12 protein-coding genes and 1 tRNA gene are annotated in these 20054 nt (G+C 73.0%); 4 read left to right on the plus strand and 9 right to left on the minus strand.

Annotated elements, in window-relative coordinates:
* Positions 1 to 74: 74 nt before the first annotated feature.
* Positions 75 to 332: a mycoredoxin gene (locus tag ACZ62B_RS05110; protein WP_073932358.1), complete on the plus strand. Its 258-nt coding sequence runs from the start codon at positions 75 to 77 to the stop codon at positions 330 to 332.
* A gap of 75 nt (positions 333 to 407) precedes the next feature.
* Here the strand turns inward: ACZ62B_RS05110 and ACZ62B_RS05115 are convergent.
* From ACZ62B_RS05115 to ACZ62B_RS05140, 6 genes are all read right to left on the minus strand, one after another.
* Positions 408 to 482 (minus strand) — tRNA-Gly (locus ACZ62B_RS05115).
* A gap of 84 nt (positions 483 to 566) precedes the next feature.
* A complete protein-coding gene (gene nudC, locus ACZ62B_RS05120; protein ID WP_344569078.1) occupies positions 567 to 1511 on the minus strand; it encodes an NAD(+) diphosphatase in 945 nt (314 codons plus the stop codon).
* 149 nt (positions 1512 to 1660) lie between these two features.
* Positions 1661 to 3073 carry a dipeptidase gene (locus ACZ62B_RS05125; RefSeq protein WP_344569080.1) on the minus strand — a complete coding sequence of 471 codons (1413 nt, stop codon included), beginning with the start codon at positions 3071 to 3073 and terminating at the stop codon, positions 1661 to 1663.
* A gap of 10 nt (positions 3074 to 3083) precedes the next feature.
* Complete coding sequence (locus ACZ62B_RS05130; RefSeq protein WP_344569082.1) at positions 3084 to 6557, minus strand: ATP-dependent DNA helicase; 3474 nt, start codon at positions 6555 to 6557, stop codon at positions 3084 to 3086.
* Between the two features lie 100 nt (positions 6558 to 6657).
* Entirely contained in the window at positions 6658 to 9966 is a 3309-nt protein-coding gene (locus ACZ62B_RS05135; RefSeq protein WP_469689303.1) for an ATP-dependent helicase, read from the minus strand.
* Between the two features lie 257 nt (positions 9967 to 10223).
* On the minus strand, positions 10224 to 10610 hold the full coding sequence (locus ACZ62B_RS05140) for an MGMT family protein (RefSeq protein ID WP_451834970.1): 387 nt from the start codon (positions 10608 to 10610) through the stop codon (positions 10224 to 10226).
* A 185-nt stretch (positions 10611 to 10795) separates the two neighbouring features.
* Here ACZ62B_RS05140 and ACZ62B_RS05145 point away from each other — a divergent pair, with 185 nt between their 5' ends.
* The 3 genes from ACZ62B_RS05145 (at position 10796) to ACZ62B_RS05155 (ending at position 16738) form a co-directional block, all read left to right on the plus strand.
* On the plus strand, positions 10796 to 13471 hold the full coding sequence (locus ACZ62B_RS05145) for a lysylphosphatidylglycerol synthase transmembrane domain-containing protein (protein ID WP_468719341.1): 2676 nt from the start codon (positions 10796 to 10798) through the stop codon (positions 13469 to 13471).
* A 69-nt stretch (positions 13472 to 13540) separates the two neighbouring features.
* Positions 13541 to 15091, plus strand: coding sequence for an alpha/beta hydrolase (locus ACZ62B_RS05150; RefSeq protein ID WP_468886877.1), 1551 nt, complete (start codon positions 13541 to 13543; stop codon positions 15089 to 15091).
* A 138-nt stretch (positions 15092 to 15229) separates the two neighbouring features.
* Positions 15230 to 16738 carry an alpha/beta hydrolase gene (locus tag ACZ62B_RS05155; RefSeq protein WP_469689304.1) on the plus strand — a complete coding sequence of 503 codons (1509 nt, stop codon included), beginning with the start codon at positions 15230 to 15232 and terminating at the stop codon, positions 16736 to 16738.
* A gap of 71 nt (positions 16739 to 16809) precedes the next feature.
* On the opposite strand, the gene moeZ is transcribed toward ACZ62B_RS05155, so the two are convergent.
* The 3 genes from moeZ to ACZ62B_RS05170 all read right to left on the minus strand — a co-directional run bounded on the left by moeZ (position 16810) and on the right by ACZ62B_RS05170 (position 19823).
* A complete protein-coding gene (gene moeZ, locus ACZ62B_RS05160) occupies positions 16810 to 17988 on the minus strand; it encodes an adenylyltransferase/sulfurtransferase MoeZ (protein WP_030835051.1) in 1179 nt (392 codons plus the stop codon).
* A gap of 63 nt (positions 17989 to 18051) precedes the next feature.
* Positions 18052 to 18807 (minus strand): spherulation-specific family 4 protein, encoded by a 756-nt coding sequence (locus ACZ62B_RS05165; RefSeq protein ID WP_469689305.1) that lies wholly within the window; start codon positions 18805 to 18807, stop codon positions 18052 to 18054.
* Positions 18795 to 19823: an NAD-dependent epimerase/dehydratase family protein gene (locus ACZ62B_RS05170; RefSeq protein ID WP_344562984.1), complete on the minus strand. Its 1029-nt coding sequence runs from the start codon at positions 19821 to 19823 to the stop codon at positions 18795 to 18797. The genes ACZ62B_RS05165 and ACZ62B_RS05170 overlap by 13 nt, the downstream gene beginning before the upstream one ends.
* Positions 19824 to 20054 lie beyond the last annotated feature (231 nt).

A 20054-nucleotide genomic window follows, 5' to 3' on the forward strand; every position in this document is an offset into this window, starting at 1 on the left:
GAATGCCGGCGCTCTCGGGTACGTTCCTCCCACGACGAGGACTTCCCCCGAGCCGCCGAAGGAGCGCGAGAGGCATGCAGGGCACTGTGACGATGTACAGCACCACGTGGTGCGGCTACTGCCGTCGGCTGAAGAGCCAGCTGGACCGTGAGGGCATCGCGTACACCGAGATCAACATCGAGCAGGACCCGGACTCCGCGGCCTTCGTGGAGAAGGCGAACGGCGGAAACCAGACGGTGCCCACGGTACGGGTGGTCCCCTCCGCCGGTGGCGACGAGGTCGTGATGACGAACCCGAGTCTCGCCCAGGTGAAGCAGGCCCTCGCGGTCTGACGTTCCCCGGCGCCGCGCCCCCTCCGGTCGAGGTCACCGGAGGGGGCCGACGTGTCTTCGGGGGTGCGGGGAGGGCGGAACCGGCCGGATTCGAACCGGCGTCCTCGCGGTGTGGGAGACCGCGCGCGACGACCTCTGCGCTACGGCTCCGCCCGGCCCGACAGCGTAGCCGGTGCACGGGACGGGGCCCCGACGGCTCGGCGTCGGGGCCCCGTCGGAGCGCTGGGCGTCCGGTCAGAAGGCGCTGCGGGTCGGCAGGTCCTTGCCGTACCAGCGCTCGATCAGACGGGCCGCGATCGAGATGCCGTAGGGCGGGAGCACCTCGCCGGACTCGAAGGCGGCGCCGAGTTCGTCGCGGGAGAACCAGCGGGCCTCGTGGATCTCGTCGCCGTCGACGTCGATCTCGGTCGTGATGGCGCGGGCGGTGAAGCCCAGCATGAGGCTGGACGGGAAGGGCCAGGGCTGGCTGGCGACGTACTCGACCTCGCCGACGCCGATGCCGACCTCCTCGTGGACCTCGCGGCGCACCGACTGCTCGATGGACTCCCCCGGCTCGACGAATCCGGCGAGCGTGGAGAAGCGGCCCTCGGGCCAGTGGACCTGGCGGCCGAGCAGGATGCGGTCCTGGTCGTCGACCACGGCCATGATCACCGCGGGGTCGGTGCGCGGGTAGTGCTCGGCGCCGCAGGCGGGGCAGCGGCGGATGTGGCCGGCGGCGGCGATGACGGTGCGCTCGCCGCAGCGGGAGCAGAAGCGGTGCAGCCGCTGCCAGTTCTCCAGGGCGACCGCGTGCACCATCAGGCCGGCCTCGCGCTGTGACAGGAGCAGTCCCGCCTCGCGCAGGCCCGCCGGGCGGGCGGAGTCGTCCATGCGGCCGGGCAGGGAGTCCTTCTGGAGGGCGAAGTAGCTGACGCCCTCGTCGTCGATGCCCAGGAAGTAGCGGTGGGCCTCGGTGAGCGGGGCCTCGAAGGACGGGGTCATGACGAGTTCGGTACGCCCGTCCGCCGTCTCGTCGATGAGGACCTGGCCGCCGGAGACCACGAAGCAGCGGGTCGAGGGGTGACTCCACGCCGCCGCGAGCCATGCCTCGTCGAGCCGGTGGTGGGCGGCGCGGTCGATGCCGCTCGGGGCGGTGAGAGAGATGGGTCGGTCGGCGGTGTGGTCGGTCCAGGTGGTCACGGGTGCTTCCAACTCCCCCGGGGGAACGGATCGGGTCGGCGGGCGGTTCGGCGGGACGTGCGGCGGGAGGGACCGGGTCCTGCGGGGCGCGGCGGCGGGTCCCTTCCAGTGTGCCCCGCGCGGGCGTCCGGTTCGGACGGTGTGCGAGGTCAGGGGGCGTGCCGCCAGTGCTCGGCGAGGTCGCCCCACAGGTACGCGCTGGTCTCGACGCCTTTGAGGAGCAGGTCCAGGTCGACCTTCTCGTCGGGGGCGTGCCAGCCGTCGGACGGGACGGAGATCCCGAGGAACAGCACCGGTGCGCCGAGGACGTCCTGGAGGTCGGCGGCCGGTCCGGAGCCGCCCTCGCGGGTGAAGCGGACGGGTGTGCCGAAGGCGCGGCCCATCGCGCGGACCACGGACTGCAGGGCCGGGTGGTCCAGTGGTGTCAGGCAGGGGCGGGTGGCGGGGCTGAAGGTGATCTCGTGGCGGATGCCGTCGGGCAGCTGTCCGGGCACCCAGGCGGTGACGGCCTCGCGCACGTGCTCGGGGTCCTGGCCGGCGACCAGGCGGAAGGACAGCTTCACCATGGCGGAGGACGGGATGATCGTCTTGCTGCCGGGGCCCTGGTAGCCGCCGCCGATGCCGTTGACCTCGGCGGTGGGGCGGGCCCAGATGCGCTCCAGGGTGCTGTATCCCTCCTCGCCCCGGGTGCCGTGGGACTTGGCGGTGCGCAGCCACCGCTCCTCGTCGAAGGGCAGTTCGGCGAAGAGTTCGCGTTCGCGGTCGGTGAGCTCGACGACACCGTCGTAGAAGCCGGGGATCGCCACGCGCGCGTGCTCGTCGTGCAGGGCGGCCACCAGGCGGGCGGCGGCGGTGGCCGGGTTGGGCACCGCGCCGCCGAAGGAACCGGAGTGGATGTCCTGGTCGGGGCCGTACAGCCGGATCTCGCACTCGGCGAGGCCGCGCATGCCGGTGCAGACGGTGGGGGTGTCCTCGGACCACATGCCGGTGTCGGAGACGATCACGGCGTCGGCGGTGAGCCGGTCCGCGTGCTCTTCGACGAGCGCGCGGAAGTGCGGGGAGCCGGATTCCTCCTCGCCCTCGATCAGCAGTTTCAGGTGGACGGCCGGGGTGGTGCGGCCGGTGGCGGCGAGGTGGGCCCGGACGCCGAGGGTGTGGAAGAACACCTGGCCCTTGTCGTCGGCCGCGCCGCGCGCGTAGAGGCGGCCGTTCCGGACGACGGGTTCGAAGGGCTCGCTGTCCCAGCCGTCCTCGCGGGCCGCGGGCTGCACGTCGTGGTGGCCGTAGACCAGCACGGTGGGTGCCCCGGGGTCGGCGGAGGGCCATTCTGCGTAGACGGCCGGGGCGCCGGGGGTGGGCCAGACCTCGGCGGTCGGGAAGCCGGTCTCCTTGAGTTTGGCGGCGAGCCAGTCGGCGCTGTGGCGCACGTCGGGCGCGTGGTCGGGCTGGGCCGAGACGGACGGGATGCGCAGCCACTCGGTGAGGTCGTCGAGGAAGGCGACGCGGTGCTGTGCGATGTACGTACGGACGGCGCTGACGGCAGTGTCAACGGGCTGGCTCATGTCCTCGAGCCTATCGGCCCGCGCCGGTGTCCTCGGAGTGCGGTATCTCACCGGGCGGCTCCCCGAGCAGCAGCCGCTCCAGCTCCGCGCGGCCGGGCAGGGGGCCGGGGCGGACGATCTCACCGGTGCGTACGTACAGGAACGCGGTCGTGACGGTCTCCAGGGGGACGCCCTGCTGTTCGGCCCAGGCGAGCCGGTAGACGGCGAGCTGGAGCGGGTCGGCGGTGCGGTCGCGGCCGGTCTTCCAGTCGACGATCTCGTACGTCGTCCCGTCCCCGTCGTCCTTCCGGTAGACGGCGTCGATGCGGCCGCGGACGACGCGGCCGGCGATCGACAGCTGGAAGGGGGCCTCCACGCGGTGGGGGGTGCGGTGGGCGTACTCGGTGCGCTCGAAGGCCTCCTTGAGGGCCTCCAGGTCGCGTTCGTCGGAGATCTCGGCGTCGCTGCCGGGCAGTTCGTCCGGGTCGAGCATGGGCAGGGTCAGTTCCTCGAAGCGTGCCTCGACCCAGGCGTGGAAGCGGGTGCCGCGGCGCGCGGCGGGCTGCGGCGGGCGGGGCATGGGGCGGGCCAGTTCCTGGGCGAGGCCGTCCGGGTCGGCGGCCAGGCGCAGCAGCTCGGAGGCGGTCAGCGAGGCGGGCAGCCGCACCTCGGTGACGCTCTCGCGGAGGTGCAGGAGCTCTCCGGTGAGGGCGTCGAGGTCGCGGTCCCAGGAGGCGACGGTGCGGGCCTCTTCGGGGGTGAGACGGGGTCTCGGCGGGTGGGACGGCTCCGCCGGACCGGGGTGTGCGGCGGGTTCCGGGGCCGTCGCCTGGTGCGGGACGGTGGGGCGGTCGGTGCTCCAGGAGTCCCAGTCGTCCGGGCCGGCGTCCGCGAAGGGGTCCTCCTCGGGGAGGGGGTCCTCGTCGTCGGGCGGTGGCGGCCAGTCCGGGTCGTCGTGGGTGTCGGGGTCGTGTACGGCCGTGGCGGGGCCGTCCGGGTGGGCGGCGAGGCGGTGGAGGTGGGCGAGGACGGTGTCGGCGGCCGCGCGGCGGCGGGCGAGGGCTGCGTCGTCGAGGGGCAGGGGCCACACCTGGTCGTCGCCGGTCCGGTGCAGGGCGGGGTTCTCCTCGCCCTCGGCGGGCTCGTCGGCCCACGCCTCGATCTCGCCGTGTCCGGCGGCGCAGTGCTGGTAGAGGGCGTGGAGGAATTCGGAGGGGCCGCGCGGTTTCTTCTGGCTGGGCCCCCACCAGTGGCCGGAGCCGAGGAGCAGGGAGCGGGGGCGGGTGAAGGTGACGTAGCCGAGGCGGAGTTCCTCGGTGTGCTGGTGGTCCTTCATGGCCTCGTGGAAGGCCTTCAGGCCGCGGGAGTCCCAGGACTCGACGTCGGGCAGGGTGTCGGCGTCGCCGCGCAGTCCGTGCGGCAGCACCTTGCCCTGCGCGGTCCACTTCTCGCGGCCCTGGCTGCTGGGGAAGGTGCCGGTGACCAGTCCGGGGACGGCGACGACGTCCCATTCGAGGCCCTTGGACTTGTGCGCGGTGAGGACCTTGACGGTGTTCTCGCCGCCGGGCAGCGCGTTGTCGAGGCCCTTCTCGTACTGGGCGGCGGTGCGCAGGAAGGCGAGGAAGGCGAGCAGGGTGGCCTCGTTGTCGCCGGCGGCGAAGGACGCGGCGATGTCGAGGAAGTTGGAGAGGGTCTCGCGTCGGCGGGCGGCCAGGGCGTGCGGGGACGCGGAGAGTTCGACCTCCAGGCCGGTGACGGCGAGGACGCGGTGCAGGACGTCCATGAGGGGGTCGGCGAGGGAGCGGCGCAGGTCGCGCAGTTCGGTGGCCAGGCGGGCGAAGCGTACGCGGGCGTCCGGTGAGAAGGGCAGGCCGTCGTCGTCCCCGCGGCCGTCCAGCGGTGTCTCCAGGAAGGTGTCGAGGGCGTCGGCGAGCGAGATCACCTCGGCCGGGTCGACGCCCTCGACGGCTTCGGCGAGCCGCCGGTCGGGGTCGTCGTCGCCGTCCACGCGCGCGTGGGAGACGAGCCGTCGTGCGCGCCGCCCCAGCAGGGCGAGGTCGCGGGGGCCGATGCGCCAGCGCGGGCCGGTCAGCAGCCGTACGAGGGAGGCGTTGGCGCCGGGGTCCTGGAGGACCTCGCAGACGGCGACGAGGTCGGCGATCTCGGGCAGGTGCAGCAGCCCGGACAGGCCGACCACCTCGACGGGGACGTCCCTGGCGACCAGGGCGCCCTGGATCTCGGCGAAGTCGCCGGCCGTGCGGCACAGCACGGCGATCTCGCCGGGTGCCTTGCCGGTGTTCACGAGGTGGGCGACGGAGTCGGCGATCCAGTCGATCTCCTCCGCGTGGGTGGGCAGCAGGGCGCAGCGGACGGTGCCGTCGCGTTCGGCGCCGGGGGCCGGACGGAGGGCCTCCACGCCCGCGTGCATGGCGCGCAGCGGCTCGGCGAGGCCGTTGGCGAGGTCGAGGAGGCGTCCGCCGCTGCGGCGGTTCTCGCTGAGCGACTGGCGGGTGGCGGGGCGGCCGTCGGCGTGGGCGAAGTGCTCGGGGAAGTCGTCGAGGTTGGCGACGGAGGCGCCGCGCCAGCCGTAGATCGCCTGGCAGGGGTCGCCGACTGCGGTCACGGGGTGGCCGGTGCCGCCGCCGAACAGGCCGGCCAGCAGGACGCGCTGGGCGACGGAGGTGTCCTGGTACTCGTCGAGGAGGACCACGCGGAACTCGTCGCGCAGGACGCGGCCCACCTCGGGGAGGGCGGCGAGCCGGGCGGACAGGGCGATCTGGTCGCCGAAGTCGAGCAGGTCGCGTTCGCGTTTGGCGGCCCGGTAGCGCAGCACGAGGTCGGCGAGCTCGCGCCGCGCGGCGGCCGCCTCGGGGACCTTGCGCAGGTCGGCGTTGGTGAGCCTGGTGTTCTCCAGGGTGCGCAGCAGCTCGGCGTCGTGGGCGCGCAGGTCCTCGGGCCGTACGAGGTGTTCGGCCAGCTCGCCGTCGAGGGTGAGGAGGTCGCCGACCAGGTCGGGGAAGGAGCGGGTGAGCGCCGGGTAGAGGCCGGGGGCCTCGCGCAGGACCCGCGCGGCGAGCTGGTAGCGGGTGGCGTCGGCGAGGAGGCGGGAGGTCGGTTCGAGGCCGACGCGCAGTCCGTGATCGGTCAGGAGGCGGCCCGCGAAGGCGTGGTACGTGGAGATCACGGGCTCTCCCGGGGGGTTGTCCGGGTCGATGGCGTCGGGGTCGGTGACGCCGGCCTTGATCAGTGCCTTGCGGACGCGTTCGGCGAGTTCGCCGGCGGCCTTGTTGGTGAAGGTGAGGCCGAGTACCTGTTCGGGGGCGACCTGGCCGGTGCCGACCAGCCACACCACGCGGGCCGCCATCACCGTCGTCTTGCCCGACCCGGCTCCGGCCACGATCACCTGCGGGGCGGGCGGCGCGATGATGCAGGCCGTCTGCTCCGGGGTGAACGGAATGCCGAGGAGCTCCTTGAGCTGATCGGCATCGGTGATACGAGCGGGCACACGCAGAATCTAGCGGCGGGCGCTGACAGCGGGGGCCGTCAGAACGGTCCGGGAGCGGAGAACCGCAGGTCGGCGCGGGTGGTGTGATGCGTCACTCCGGTCACTCGACCACGTGCCGGCCCTCGGGCCGGGCGCTGCACGAGGCCCGGAACGCGCAGTGGGCGCAGTGCTGGCCCGCGGTCGGGGTGAAGCGTTCGTCGAGGACCTTCCCGGCGGCCGTGGCCAGCAGATCGCCGATCCACTCCCCCTCCAGCGGCTCCTGGGCCTGGACCTTGGGCAGGGTCTCGCCGCCGTCCCGCTTGGCGGCTCCCTGACGCAGCTGGACGAGTTCGGCACCGCCCGGTTCGGGGCGCGCGCCGTCGAAGACGTCGTCGACGGCGCCCTCCCCGACGGCGAGCTGGTAGACGGCGAGCTGGGGGTGGCGCTCCACCTCCTTGGCGCTGGGCGCCTGCTTGCCGGTCTTGAAGTCGACGACGTACGCGCGTCCCTCGCCGTCGGTCTCGACGCGGTCCATCTGGCCGCGGATGCGGACCTCGTAGTCGCCCGCTTCGAGGGTGACGTCGAAGTCGTGCTCGCTGGCCACCGGGGTGCGTCCGGCGCGGTCCATGACGTGCCACTCGAGGAAGCGTTCGAGCGCCACGCGCGCGTGCTCCTTCTCCTGCGCCGACTTCCACGGCGCGTCGAAGGCGAGCGCGTTCCACACGGAGTCGAGGCGCTCCATGAGGACGGCGAGGTCGGCGGGGGTGTGCCCGGAGGCCACCTCGTCGGCGAGGACGTGCACCACGTTGCCGAAGCCCTGGGCGGCGGTCGCGGGCGCGTCGGCCTTCACCTCACGGCCCAGGAACCACTGCAGGGCGCAGGTGTTGGCGAGCTGGTCGAGGGCACTGCCGGAGAGCACGACGGGCTGGTCGCGGTTGCGCAGCGGCACCTTGCTCGCCGTGGGTTCGAACATGCCCCACCAGCGGTAGGGGTGCGCGGACGGCACCAGGGGGCGGCCGTCCTCGTCGGCGAGCGCGGCGAGCCGGGCCAGCCGCTGGGCGGCGGCCTCCCGCAGGGGCTCGGAGACCCGGGGGTCGACCGTCGTGGCGCGCAGTTCGGCGACGAGCGCGGCGACGGCCAGGGGGCGGCGCGGGCGGCCGGTGACGTCCTTGGGCTCGACGCCGAGTTCGGTCAGGAAGCGGGAGGGCTGGTCGCCGTCGTCGGCGGGCGCCTTCACGGCCGTCACGACGAGCCGTTCACGCGCGCGCGTGGCCGCGACGTAGAACAGGCGGCGCTCCTCGGCGAGCAGCGCGCCGGGAGTGAGCGGTTCGGCGAGTCCGTCGCGGCCGATGCGGTCGGCCTCCAGCAGGGAGCCGCGGCGGCGCAGGTCCGGCCACAGGCCCTCCTGGACGCCGGCCACGACGACCAGGCGCCACTCCAGGCCCTTGGAGCGGTGCGCGGTCATCAGGCGCACGGCGTCGGGGCGGGCGGCGCGCCGGGTGAGGGTGTCGGCGGCGATGTCCTGGGCCTCGATCTCCTCCAGGAAGTTCAGGGTGCCCCGGCCGCCGGTGCGTTCCTCCGCGCGGGCGGCGGTCGCGAACAGCGCGCACACGGCGTCGAGGTCCCGGTCGGCGTTGCGGCCGGCCGCGCCGCCGCGCCGGACGGCGCGCTCCAGGCGCCCGGGCCACGGTGTGCCGTCCCACAGGTCCCACAGGGCCTCCTCGGCCGTACCGCCGCCCGCCAGGCGCTCGCGGGCGCGGCGCAGCAGGCCGCCGAGGCGCTGGGCGCCCCGCGCGTAGGCGGGGTCGTGCACGGCGAGCCGTTCCGGTTCGGCCAGCGCACGCGCGAGCAGTTCGTCCGAGGGCGGCGGCAGCGGGTTGCCCCCGGCCCGCTCCTCCTCGCGCAGGGCCCGTCCGAGGCGGCGCAGATCGGCGGCGTCCATGCCGGCGAGGGGGGAGGTGAGCAGGGTGAGGGCGGTTTCGGTGTCGAGCCAGCACGGTTCCGCTTCGGGGCCGGGCTCCGCGTCCTCCCGGTCGTCCGCCTCCGCCGTCGCCACCGCGCGCAGGGCCGTCAGCAACGGGGCCACCGCGGGTTCGTGGCGCAGGGGCAGGTCGTTGCCGTCGACGTCCACGGGGACGCCCGCCGAGGTGAGCGCGCGGCGGACGGCGGGGAGGGTGCGGGCGCCGGCCCGGACCAGGACGGCCATGTCCTTCCAGGGAACGCCGTCCTCCAGGTGCGCCCGGCGCAGGATGTCGGCGATGTTGTCCAGCTCCGTGCCGGACGTCGGGTAGGTGTACACCTCGACCCGGCCGCCGTCCCGGTCCGGGGTCAGCTCCCGGTGGGCGCGGACCTTCTCGGCGGGCAGGCGGGGCAGCGGCATGCGCCGGGTCACCCGCCGGGTGGCCTCCAGCAGGGCGGCGCCGGAGCGCCGGGAGGTGCGCAGCACCTCGACCGGGGCCGGGCGGCCGTCCGCGCGGGGGAAGGCGTGCGGGAACTCCAGGATGCCGCCCACGTCCGCGCCCCGGAAGGCGTAGATCGACTGGTCGGGGTCGCCGAAGGCGACGAGGGTGCGGCCGCCGGCCAGGGCGCGCAGCAGCCGTACCTGGGAGGGGTCGGTGTCCTGGTACTCGTCGACGTAGACGGCGTCGTACCGCGCGGCCAGTTGTCCGGCGATCTCCGGGCGGCCGGCGAGGAGCACCGCGCGGTGGACCAGTTCGGCGTAGTCGAGGACGCCCTGCAGGTCGAGGACGTCGAGGTACTCGGCGAGGAAGGCGGAGGCGGCACGCCAGTCGGGGCGCCCGATGCGGCGGGCGAAGGCGTCCAGGGCCCCGGGGCCGAGACCCAGCTCGCGGCTGCGGGCGAGTACCGCGCGGACCTCGTCGGCGAAGCCGCGGGTGGTCAGGCAGGCGCGCAGCTCGTCCGGCCAGCGCACATGGGCGAGCCCGAGCCGCTCCAGGTCCACCTGGCCGGCGAGCAGCTCGCGGACGGTGACGTCCTGCTCGGGGCCCGACAGCAGCCGCAGCGGCTCCACGAAGAGGTCACTGTCCTGGTGGGCGCGGATCAGGGCGTAGCAGAACGAGTGGAAGGTGGTCGCCTGCGGGGCGCGCGCGGCCCCGATGCGCAGGGCCATGCGGTCGCGCAGCTCGACGGCCGCCCTGCGGCTGAACGTCAGCACCAGGATCCGCTCGGGGTCCCCGCCACGGGCGATCCGCGCGGCCACGGACTCGACCAGGGTGGTGGTCTTGCCGGTGCCCGGACCTGCGAGGACCAGCAGCGGGCCGGTCGTGTGCTCAACCACGGAGCGCTGTGCGGCGTCCATGCGAGGGGGATTCACCCGAGCGGGCGGGGTACGCACCAGTCGATAAGCGCCACGGTTCCCCCGCCGCACCTGGGGGTGCGACAGGCCGCTGGTGGAGGAAGAGGAGCTCACGTGGTTCGCCGGTCCTGGTGGGTGTGCTGTGGGGCCGTTCGCCGCGCGTGCGGGGCGGTGGGCGCGGGGTGAAGGGGGCACGCGCAGCCGACGCTACGCCGGTGAAAAGCGCGGAAGCAGGCTTTCCGCTTCTTCCCTCCGGGCACTCCGGCCGCACATGTCCCTTGCCTCACGAACGTACGTCATGCCACGAATGTGCCCTGTGTCACCTCGAGGGATCAGAGGCCGCACGGCGGCGTGCGCGAGGGCGGAAGCTGTCAGGTGTGACCTTCGGTGTACCCGCCGCCGTCCCACCGCGCGCGCCTCATGTCGAGGCGCGGCACATGGCCCTCCGCGGCCCGGCCCGCCTCCTTCAGGGGCGTGCCCTCCGCGCGGTAGTGGCCGAGGGCTCTCAGCTCGTGACCCGGCAGCAGCACGCCGTCCGCGCGGACGACACGCCACCAGGGCACCGCTCCCCCGTACAGGGCCATCACACGCCCGACCTGCCGGGGACCGCCCTCCCCCAGCCACTCGGCCACGTCCCCGTACGTCATGACACGTCCCGGCGGGATCAGCTCGGTCACCTCGAGGACCCGCTCGGCGTACTCGGGCAGGGCGTCCGGGTGCTCCGGGCCGCCGTCGGACGGAAGGCTCTCCTGGCTCATCCGGCCCATCCTGCCCCACCCCACCGACAACGTGACGCGCTCGCGCGCGTGCGCACGGCTCGCTCCGGAGCGGCGCTTCGGGCAGACTGTGCGGCCCGCGTTCTGACCCTGATGCCCCCTTGTGCCGGTACGGCATGCCACCATCGTGCGGGCGGTGACTGGTGATACAAGATCGAGAAGAGACGATGAAGCAGCAGGGCGCGCACCCCGAGGACACGGAGGGCACCCCTGACGCCTCGTCGCGCCCAGGCGCCGCGGCCCCCGAGACGGCGCACATCGACGAGGTGGAGGGCGACGAACCGCTGCTCCCCGCGCGGGTGCACCGCCCGTCCGACCTCATGCGGCTCCTGGCGGGCGTGCTCGCCGTCGTGGTGCTGCTGGCGATCGCCGCGTTCGCCCACGGCACCACCTCGGGTCTGGAACAGGACATCAACAAGGGCACCGGGCAGGCGCCCGACCTGCTCATCAAGATCGCGGGCCTGGCCTCCAGCATCGCGATCCTCCTGGTGCCGGTGGCCTTCGCCATCGAGCGGCTGATCAAACGGGACGGGCTGCGGATCGCCGACGGCGTGCTCGCCGCCGTCCTCGCGCACGGTGTGACACTCGCCACCGACCTGTGGGTCGCGCGTGCCGCTCCGGACTCGATCCAGGAGGCGCTCACCCAGCCCTCCCCCGGCGACATCCACGCCCTGACCGACCCGGTGCACGGCTATCTGGCCCCGGTGATCGCGTACATGACGGCCGTCGGAATGTCCCGCAGACCCCGGTGGCGCGCGGTGCTGTGGGTGGTGCTGCTCCTCGACGCCTTCTCGATGCTCGTCACCGGGTACACCACACCGTTCTCGATCATCCTGACGGTCCTGATCGGCTGGACCGTCGCCTACGGCACCCTCTACGCGGTCGGCTCGCCCAATGTGCGCCCCACCGGCCGCACCCTGATGGCGGGCCTGCGCACCGTCGGCTTCCGCCCCGTGACCGCGTCCCGGGTGGAGTCCGGCGACGCCTCCGAGGCCGGGGACCGGGGGCGCCGGTACTTCGTCACCCTGGAGGACGGTCCGCCGCTGGACGTCACGGTGGTCGACCGTGAGCAGCAGGCGCAGGGATTCTTCTACCGCGCGTGGCGCAATCTGGCCCTGCGCGGCTTCGCCACCCGCAGCAGTCTGCAGTCGCTGCGCCAGGCGCTGGAGCAGGAGGCGCTGCTGGCCTACGCGGCCATCGCGGCCGGCGCCAACGCCCCCAAGCTGATCGCGACCTCCGAACTCGGCCCCGACGCGGTGATGCTCGTCTACGAGCACAGCGGCGGGCGCACCCTCGACTCGCTGCCGGACGAGGAGATCACCGACGAACTGCTGCGCGACACCTGGCACCAGGTACGGGCCCTGCAGTCCCGCCGTATCGCGCACCGCCGGCTGGTGGGCGACGCCATCCTGGTGGATGGTTCCGGCACGGTGATCCTCACCGATCTGCGCGGTGGCGAGATCGCGGCCGGCGACCTGCTGCTGCGCATGGACACCTCCCAGCTGCTGGTGACCCTGGGCCTCAGGGTGGGCGCCGAACGCGCGGTGGCCTCCGCGCTGAGCGTCCTCGGCCCCGACACCGTGGCGGACTGCCTGCCGATGCTCCAGCCCATCGCGCTGAGCCGCTCCACGCGCGGGACGCTGCGGCAGCTGGCCCGGGAGCGGGCGGAACGCGAACGCGAGGCGGTCCTGGAGGCCTACCGGCAGTCCAAGCCGGCCCGCGCGGAGCACGGCGCCCACCAGGTCGTGCTCGACAAGCCCGACAAGAAGGCCGTACGCGCGGAGCAGCGGGCCGAGAAGCGGGCCGTCGACGAAGCCATGGAGGAGGCGCGCGAGGAGGACCTGCTCACCCAGATCCGGCACGAGGTGCTGCGGATCAGGCCGCAGGCCCCGGTGGAACCGGCCCGCCTGGAGCGGGTCCGGCCGCGGACCCTGATCAGTTTCATCGCCGGTGCGATCGGCGCGTACTTCCTGCTGACGCAGCTCACCCACATCGAGTTCGGCCCGCTGATCGAGAACGCGGAGTGGGGCTGGGTGGCCGCGGCGGTGCTGTTCTCGGCGGCCAGTTACGTCGCGGCGGCCATGGCCCTCCTCGGGTTCGTGCCCGAGCGGGTGCCGTTCGTGCGGACCGTGGTGGCACAGGTCGCCGGGTCGTTCGTGAAGATCGTCGCCCCGGCCGCGGTGGGCGGGGTCGCCCTGAACACGCGGTTCCTCCAGCGCGCGGGGGTGCGACCGGGGCTCGCGGTGGCGAGCGTCGGCGCGTCGCAGCTCTTCGGGCTCGGCTGCCACATCCTGATGCTGCTGGCCTTCGGCTATCTCACCGGAACCGAGAAGACGCCCTCCCTCTCGCCGTCCCGCGCGGTGATCGGGGGCCTGCTGACGGTGGCGGTGCTGGTGCTCGTGGTGACCTCGGTGCCGTTCCTGCGGAAATTCGTCGTCACGCGCGTGCGGTCGCTCTTCGCGGGCGTCGTGCCGCGCATGCTCGACGTGCTGCAGCGGCCGCAGAAGCTGATCACCGGCATCGGCGGCATGCTGCTGCTGACGGCCTGCTTCGTGATGTGCCTGGACGCCTCGATCCGGGCGTTCGGCGACGAGACGACCTCGGTCAGCATCGCCAGTGTCGCCGTCGTCTTCCTCGCCGGCAACGCACTGGGGTCGGCGGCCCCGACGCCGGGCGGTGTCGGCGCGGTCGAGGCGACCCTCACGGTCGGTCTCATCGCGGTCGGGCTCCCCAAGGAGGTCGCCGCGCCGGCGGTGCTGCTCTTCCGGCTCCTGACGCTCTGGCTGCCGGTGCTGCCGGGTTGGCTGGCCTTCAACCACCTCACCCGTAAGGCGGCCTTGTGAGCGAGGGCCCCTTACCTCGTACGGCCCGTGTCCCGCGCGCCCCGCTCCTGGCGACCGCAGGATGGGACCATGCCCCGCCCCTTCCGTCTGCGTGCCGCCGCCCTGACCGTCTGCGCCGCACTGCTGCCCGCGCTGCTGGCGGGCTGCGGTGAGGACGGCGACAAGGCCGAGGACCTGACGGAGCAGCAGCTCGACTGGAAGGACTGCCCGGCTCCGTCCGAGGCGCAGGGCGGGGGCTCCTCCCCGTCGCCCCTGCCCGGCGACCGGGGCGAGTGGAGCTGCGCCACCATGAAGGCTCCGCTGGACTGGGACGACCCCGAGGGCGACACCATCGGCATCGCGCTGATCCGGGCCAGGTCGAGCGGCGCGGCGAGCGAACGGATCGGCTCGCTGATCTTCAACTTCGGCGGTCCGGGCGGCTCCGGCGTCACCACCCTGCCCGCGTTCGGCGACGACTACGCGGCCCTGCGCACCCGCTACGACCTGGTGAGCTTCGATCCGCGCGGGGTCGGCCGCAGCGCACCCGTGACCTGCCTGGACGACCAGCGGCTCGACGCGTACTTCCAGCAGGACGCCACCCCCGACGACGCCGCCGAGCGCACGGAACTCCTGAACGGCACCGAGGAGTTCAACGCGGCCTGCGAGAAGAACTCCGAGCGGATGCTGCCGCACGTGCGCACCACGGACGCCGCCCGTGACCTGGACCTGATGCGCCAGGTCCTCGGCGACGAGAAACTGCACTACTTCGGCATCTCCTACGGCACCGAACTCGGCGGCGTCTACGCCCACCTGTTCCCGGAGAAGGTGGGCCGCGCGGTGTTCGACGCGGTCGTCGACCCCATGGAGACCGCGGAACAGGGCTCGCTCGCACAGGCGCGGGGGTTCCAGCTCGCGCTCGACAACTACGCCGAGGACTGCGTCTCCAGGACCGAGGAGTGCCCCGTCGGCGACAGCGCGCAGGACGTGAAGGACCGTATCGCCGAACTGCTGGAGGACCTCGACCGCACGCCCGTCCCGGGCGTCTTCCCGCGCGAACTGACCCAGACCGCCGCGACCAACGGGATCGTGCAGGCCCTGTACTCCCAGGACTTCTGGGAGTTCCTCACCGACGGCCTCGAGCAGGCGTACGACGGTGACGGGACGATTCTGATGGTGCTCTCCGACTCGATGAACGGACGCGGTGAGAACGGCGAGTACAGCAACCTCGTCCCGGCCAACGTGGCCATCAACTGCGCCGACGACAAACCCCGCTACACCCCTGAGGACGTGGAGCGCCGGCTGCCCGAGTTCCGGGCCGCGTCCCCGCTGTTCGGGGAGTACCTGGCGTGGGGAATGGTCGGCTGCACCGACTGGGCCGTGCCCGGGGCCGCCGAGCATCCGGATGTCCGCGCCCCCGGCGCCGCTCCGATCCTGGTGATCGGCAACACCGGCGACCCGGCCACCCCGTACGAGGGGGCGCGCAGGATGGTGCGGGCGCTCGGTGAGGGCGTGGGTGTGGAGCTGACGTACGAGGGGCAGGGGCACGGGGCCTACAACAGCGAGAACGCGTGCGTACAGGACGTGGTGCACGGCTATCTCCTGGACGGGAAGGTGCCGGCATCCGGGACCGTCTGCTCGTGAGCGGATCCACGGTCCACCGTATAACCGCAGGTCAGAGCGTTATCCACAGGCCGCCCCGGCGAGCGGCGGATCTGCTTACCATGGCCTGACCGCCATCCGCGGCACGGTGCGGACGGCCAGCGAGGGGGGAAGTGGCACATGACCCGTTTCACACGGTGGACGGCCCTGACGGTCGCCGCCGCGCTGCTGACGGCCGGCTGCAGCGGCAGCGGCTCGTCGGGCGACGACTCCGGCAATGAGGGAGACGACGGCAAGAGCGGCGGGACGGCGCTCGACTGGGGGCGCTGCCAGGCCACCGAGGACGCCCCCGCGCCGGACGAGGAGTGGCAGTGCGCCACCCTCCAAGTACCGCTGGACTGGTCGAAGCCGGACGGCTCCACGATCGGGCTCGCGCTGATCCGGGCCGAGGCCACGGGCGACGACCGCCTGGGCTCACTGCTGTTCAACTTCGGCGGACCGGGCGGCTCCGGCGTGTCGATGATGCCGTCCTACGCCGCCACGGCCTCCGAGCTGCGCGAGCGGTACGACCTGGTGAGCTTCGATCCCCGCGGGGTCGCCGCCAGCGAGGGCATCCGCTGCCGCGACGACAAGGACATCCAGGCCGCCGAGTCGTCGGTGGACGGCACCCCGGACACACCGGCCGAGGAGCGGACGTTCCTCCAGGACGCCACCGACTTCGGCAAGGGCTGCCAGGACGCCGCCGGGGAGCTGATGGCCCACGTCTCGACCACCGACACCGCTCGCGACATGGACCGCATCCGGCAGGCCCTCGGCGACGAGCGGCTGAACTACTTCGGCATCTCCTACGGCACCGAGCTGGGCGGTGTCTACGCCCATCTCTTCCCGAAGAAGGTGGGACGGATGACGCTCGACGCGGTGGTCGACCCGAGCGCCGACACCGTGGGCCACGCCAAGAACCAGACCCGGGGCTTCCAGACGGCCCTCGACAACTACCTGAAGTCCACCGGGCGGGACCCCGAGGAGGGTTCGCGGGAGATCGCGGAGCTGCTGGAGCGGATCGACTCCGACCCGCTGCCGACGTCGTCGTCCGGGCGCGAGCTGACGCAGACCCTGGCACTGACCGGCATCATCCTGCCGCTGTACAGCAAGACCAGCTGGCCGGTGCTGACCGGCGCGCTGGAGGCGGCCGAGGAGGGCGACGGCACGGAGCTGCTGGCACTGGCCGACGGCTACAACGAACGCGACGTCTCGGGGAACTACGGCACGACGACCCACTCCCAGCGGGTCATATCGTGCCTGGACGACAAGCAGCGGCCGACCCTGGAGGAGGCGAAGGAGCTGCTGCCCGAGTTCGAGGAGCTCTCGCCCGTGTTCGGGCCCTTCCTCGGCTGGGACACGGCCGGCTGGTGCCACGACTGGCCGGTTCCCGGCCAGTTCGACACCCCGGAGGTGAGCGCGCCGGGCGCGGCACCGGTCCTGGTCGTGGGCAACACCGGCGACCCGGCCACACCGTACGAGGGCGCCCGCAAGATGGCGGACGAGCTGGGCGAGGACGTCGGTGTGGTGCTCACCTGGAAGGGCGAGGGCCATGGCGCGTACGGCAGCGGGAGCGACTGCGTCGACTCCACGGTGGACGCGTACCTGCTGGACGGCACGGTGCCCGAGGACGGCAAGATCTGCTCATGACGACGACGGGGGCTCCGCGCACTCGTGGTGCCCGGAGCCCCCGCGTCGGCCCGTGTTCGTACCGGGGCCGGTCAGTAGACCGGCTTCTCCGGCTCGATCTGGTTGACCCAGCCGATCACGCCGCCGCCCACGTGGACGGCGTCGGCGAAGCCCGCGGACTTCAGGACGGCGAGGACTTCCGCACTGCGGACACCCGTCTTGCAGTTCAAGACGATCTTCTTGTCCTGCGGGAGGCTCTCCAGGGCGTTGCCCATGAGGAACTCGTTCTTGGGGATCAGGCGGGCGCCCGGGATGGACACGATCTCGAACTCGTTCGGCTCGCGGACGTCGATGAGCTCGATGCTCTCGCCGTCGTCGATCCACTCCTTGAGCTGCTTGGGAGTGATCGTGGAGTCGGCCGCCGCCGCCTGGGCCTCCTCGGAGACGACGCCGCAGAAGGCCTCGTAGTCGATGAGCTCGGTGACGGTCGGGTTGTCGCCGCAGATCGCGCAGTCGGGGTCCTTGCGGACCTTGACCTGGCGGTACTGCATCTCCAGGGCGTCGTAGATCATGAGCCGGCCGACCAGCGGCTCACCGATGCCGGCGAGCAGCTTGATCGCCTCGTTGGCCTGGATGGAGCCGATGGACGCGCACAGCACGCCCAGGACGCCGCCCTCGGCGCAGGAGGGGACCATGCCGGGGGGCGGGGGCTCCGGGTAGAGGCAGCGGTAGCAGGGACCGTGCTCGGACCAGAAGACCGACGCCTGGCCGTCGAAGCGGTAGATCGAGCCCCACACGTACGGCTTGTTCAGCAGCACGCAGGCGTCGTTGACCAGGTAGCGGGTCGCGAAGTTGTCCGTGCCGTCGACGATCAGGTCGTACTGGCTGAACAGGTCCATCACGTTGTCGGCCTCGAGCCGCTCCTCGTGGAGGACCACGTTCACGTACGGGTTGATGCCCTTGATCGTGTCACGCGCGGACTCGGCCTTGGGGCGGCCGATGTCGGACTGGCTGTGGATGATCTGGCGCTGCAGGTTCGACTCGTCGACCTCGTCGAACTCCACGATGCCGAGCGTGCCCACGCCCGCCGCGGCCATGTACATCAGACCCGGCGAGCCCAGGCCACCGGCGCCCACAAAGAGCACCTTGGCGTTCTTCAGCCGCTTCTGCCCGTCCATCCCCACATCGGGGATGATCAGGTGGCGGGAGTACCTGCGGACCTCGTCTACGGTGAGCTCGGGGGCCGGCTCGACCAGGGGTGGCAGCGACACGGGGACTCCGTTGGTCGGTCAATCACTACGGTTGTTCTTCGCCCAACAGTGCCATGGCCTTTTTCATTCCGAGACACCCGTTCCGATAAGCGAGACGATGTCGTCCCAGTAGCCGGGCAGGGGTTCCCAGGGAGCAGTGCGGGCACGGTGGTCCGCGTGGTGGGTGTGGTCCGTGAAGTAGATCGTCGCGGCGCCCTGCCAGCGGGCGATGCGCAGGGCCTCGTCCAGGTGCGGGCGGGGCACTCCGTGCACGAAGTGGCAGAAGCGTTCGGGCGGGTGGTCGGCGGTCCACTCCGCCACCTGCGACCAGCGGTAGTCGTTCCACGGACCGGAGAAGGTAACCAGCTGGTCGGCGTGTTCGGCGTATCCCGGGTACGGGTGGGTGCCGTGGCCGAGGACGATGTGGGCGTCATGGAGCGCCCGGAGTGTGGTGATCGTGCGCCGGACCTCGGGGAGTGCGGCTCGGTCGGCGGGACAGCGGTCCAACAGGAAACCGTCGACCTGGTACCAGTCCATGAAGCGGTGGGCGTCCGAGAGCACCTCGCCGAACGTACGGAGGCCGTACGCCGTGTCGAGGTGGCCGAGGACGCGGACACCGGCGTTGCGGAGGCGGCCGGCCGCCTCCAGGCACCGCGGGTCGGGTTGGGTGCCGGGGCCGTCGGCCACGTCGAGGACGACCCAGTGCAGAGGGATGCCCGGGCGGGTGAGTTCGCTCCACTCGGTCGGGGCGACGAGGGGGTGCGCGAGGCCGGGGACGCCGAAGCCCGTACGGACGCCGGTGCTCGCCGTACCGGTTTTGACGCTGGTCAGATACGGCATGCCGCCTCCATCCAGATGTCGGCGAGGGACTCCTCGAGGTTGATCCGGGGGCGCCAGCCGAGGCGGTCGCGGGCGGTGCGGACGTCGGCCTGCTGCCAGCTTCCGCAGCCGTCGGGGTACGGGAAGGCGACGGGGGTGGTGGCGGAGTGGTGGTCGATGTCGGGGCGGGGGTGGCCGATCGTGGTGCGGATGGGGGTGGTGGCGTGGGCTGCGTGGGATGCGTGGGTGGGGTGGGGTACGTGCGGTAGGTGCAGGCCCGGGGGGGTGTCCAGTTCGTTGAGGGCGCCGCCGTAGCCGGCCACCCTGGCGAGGATTCCGGCGGCGTCGCGGAGGCGGACGGCGCGGCCCGAGCCGATGTTGATGACGCCCTGCGCGGCGGAGAGGGAGGCGGCGTGGACGGCACGGGCCACGTCGCGGACGTCGATGAAGTCCCGTTGCGCGCCGAGACCGCCGAGCTTCAGCTCGCTGTCGCCGGACTGCATGGCGCGGCGCATCGCCTCGGCGAGGCGGCCGAGGGGGGAGCCGGCGGGGGTGCCGGGGCCGACGGGTGAGAAGACCCGGAGGACCACGGCGTCCAGGCCGGAGCCGAGGACCAGCTCGGTGGCGGCGAGTTTGCTGACGCCGTAGGGGCCGCCGGGGCGGGGGACGGCGTCCTCCGCCGTGGACGAACCGGGCTGGCTGGGGCCGTACTCCGAACCGCAGCCGACCTGTACGAGCCGTGCGCCGCAGCCGCTGCGGCGGAGGGCCTCGCAGACGGTGGCCACGGCGACGGTGTTGTGCCGGGTGAGTTCGCGGGCGCCGCCTCTCGTGGTGCCGGCGCAGTTGACGACCACGCCGGGGTGGACGGCGTCGAGGAAGCGGGTGAGGGCGCCGGGGCTGCCGGTGGCGAGGTCGAAGCGGACGTCGGCGTCGTCGCCGCGGCCGAGGGCGGTGAGCTGAACGGCGGGGTCGGCGAGGAGGCGGTCGGCCACGAAGCGGCCGATGTAGCCGTTGGCTCCGATCAGGAGGACTCTCATCGGGCGACTCCTTCGGCGTCCGGGGTGGTCATGTGGGGCTCTCCTTCTGGTGCGGGTCCTGTGGCACTAGCGCCTGGTGCCGGTGGAGTGGGGTGGGGCTGGGTCGTCGGTGACCGCAGCCCGGTGTCGGCGCGGTTCGGGGGCGCCGGCGCTTGTGGGGTGCCCGGCGTGGGTGTGGGCCGGGGGGTGCCGCGCGGCCCGGCGTTTGCGGGGTGCCGTCGCGTCCGCCCT

The organism is Streptomyces sp. NPDC053426, from assembly GCF_055585405.1.

What these genes read in the sequence shown, in the direction of transcription:
- ACZ62B_RS05145 (WP_468719341.1), top strand. Translation starts at nt 10,796, where the DNA reads ATGAAGCAGCAGGGCGCGCACCCCGAGGACACGGAGGGCACCCCTGAC.
- ACZ62B_RS05165 (WP_469689305.1), bottom strand. Translation starts at nt 18,807, where the DNA reads ATGCCGTATCTGACCAGCGTCAAAACCGGTACGGCGAGCACCGGCGTC.
- ACZ62B_RS05110 (WP_073932358.1), top strand. Translation starts at nt 75, where the DNA reads ATGCAGGGCACTGTGACGATGTACAGCACCACGTGGTGCGGCTACTGC.
- ACZ62B_RS05125 (WP_344569080.1), bottom strand. Translation starts at nt 3,073, where the DNA reads ATGAGCCAGCCCGTTGACACTGCCGTCAGCGCCGTCCGTACGTACATC.
- ACZ62B_RS05170 (WP_344562984.1), bottom strand. Translation starts at nt 19,823, where the DNA reads ATGAGAGTCCTCCTGATCGGAGCCAACGGCTACATCGGCCGCTTCGTG.
- ACZ62B_RS05140 (WP_451834970.1), bottom strand. Translation starts at nt 10,610, where the DNA reads ATGAGCCAGGAGAGCCTTCCGTCCGACGGCGGCCCGGAGCACCCGGAC.
- ACZ62B_RS05155 (WP_469689304.1), top strand. Translation starts at nt 15,230, where the DNA reads ATGACCCGTTTCACACGGTGGACGGCCCTGACGGTCGCCGCCGCGCTG.
- ACZ62B_RS05150 (WP_468886877.1), top strand. Translation starts at nt 13,541, where the DNA reads ATGCCCCGCCCCTTCCGTCTGCGTGCCGCCGCCCTGACCGTCTGCGCC.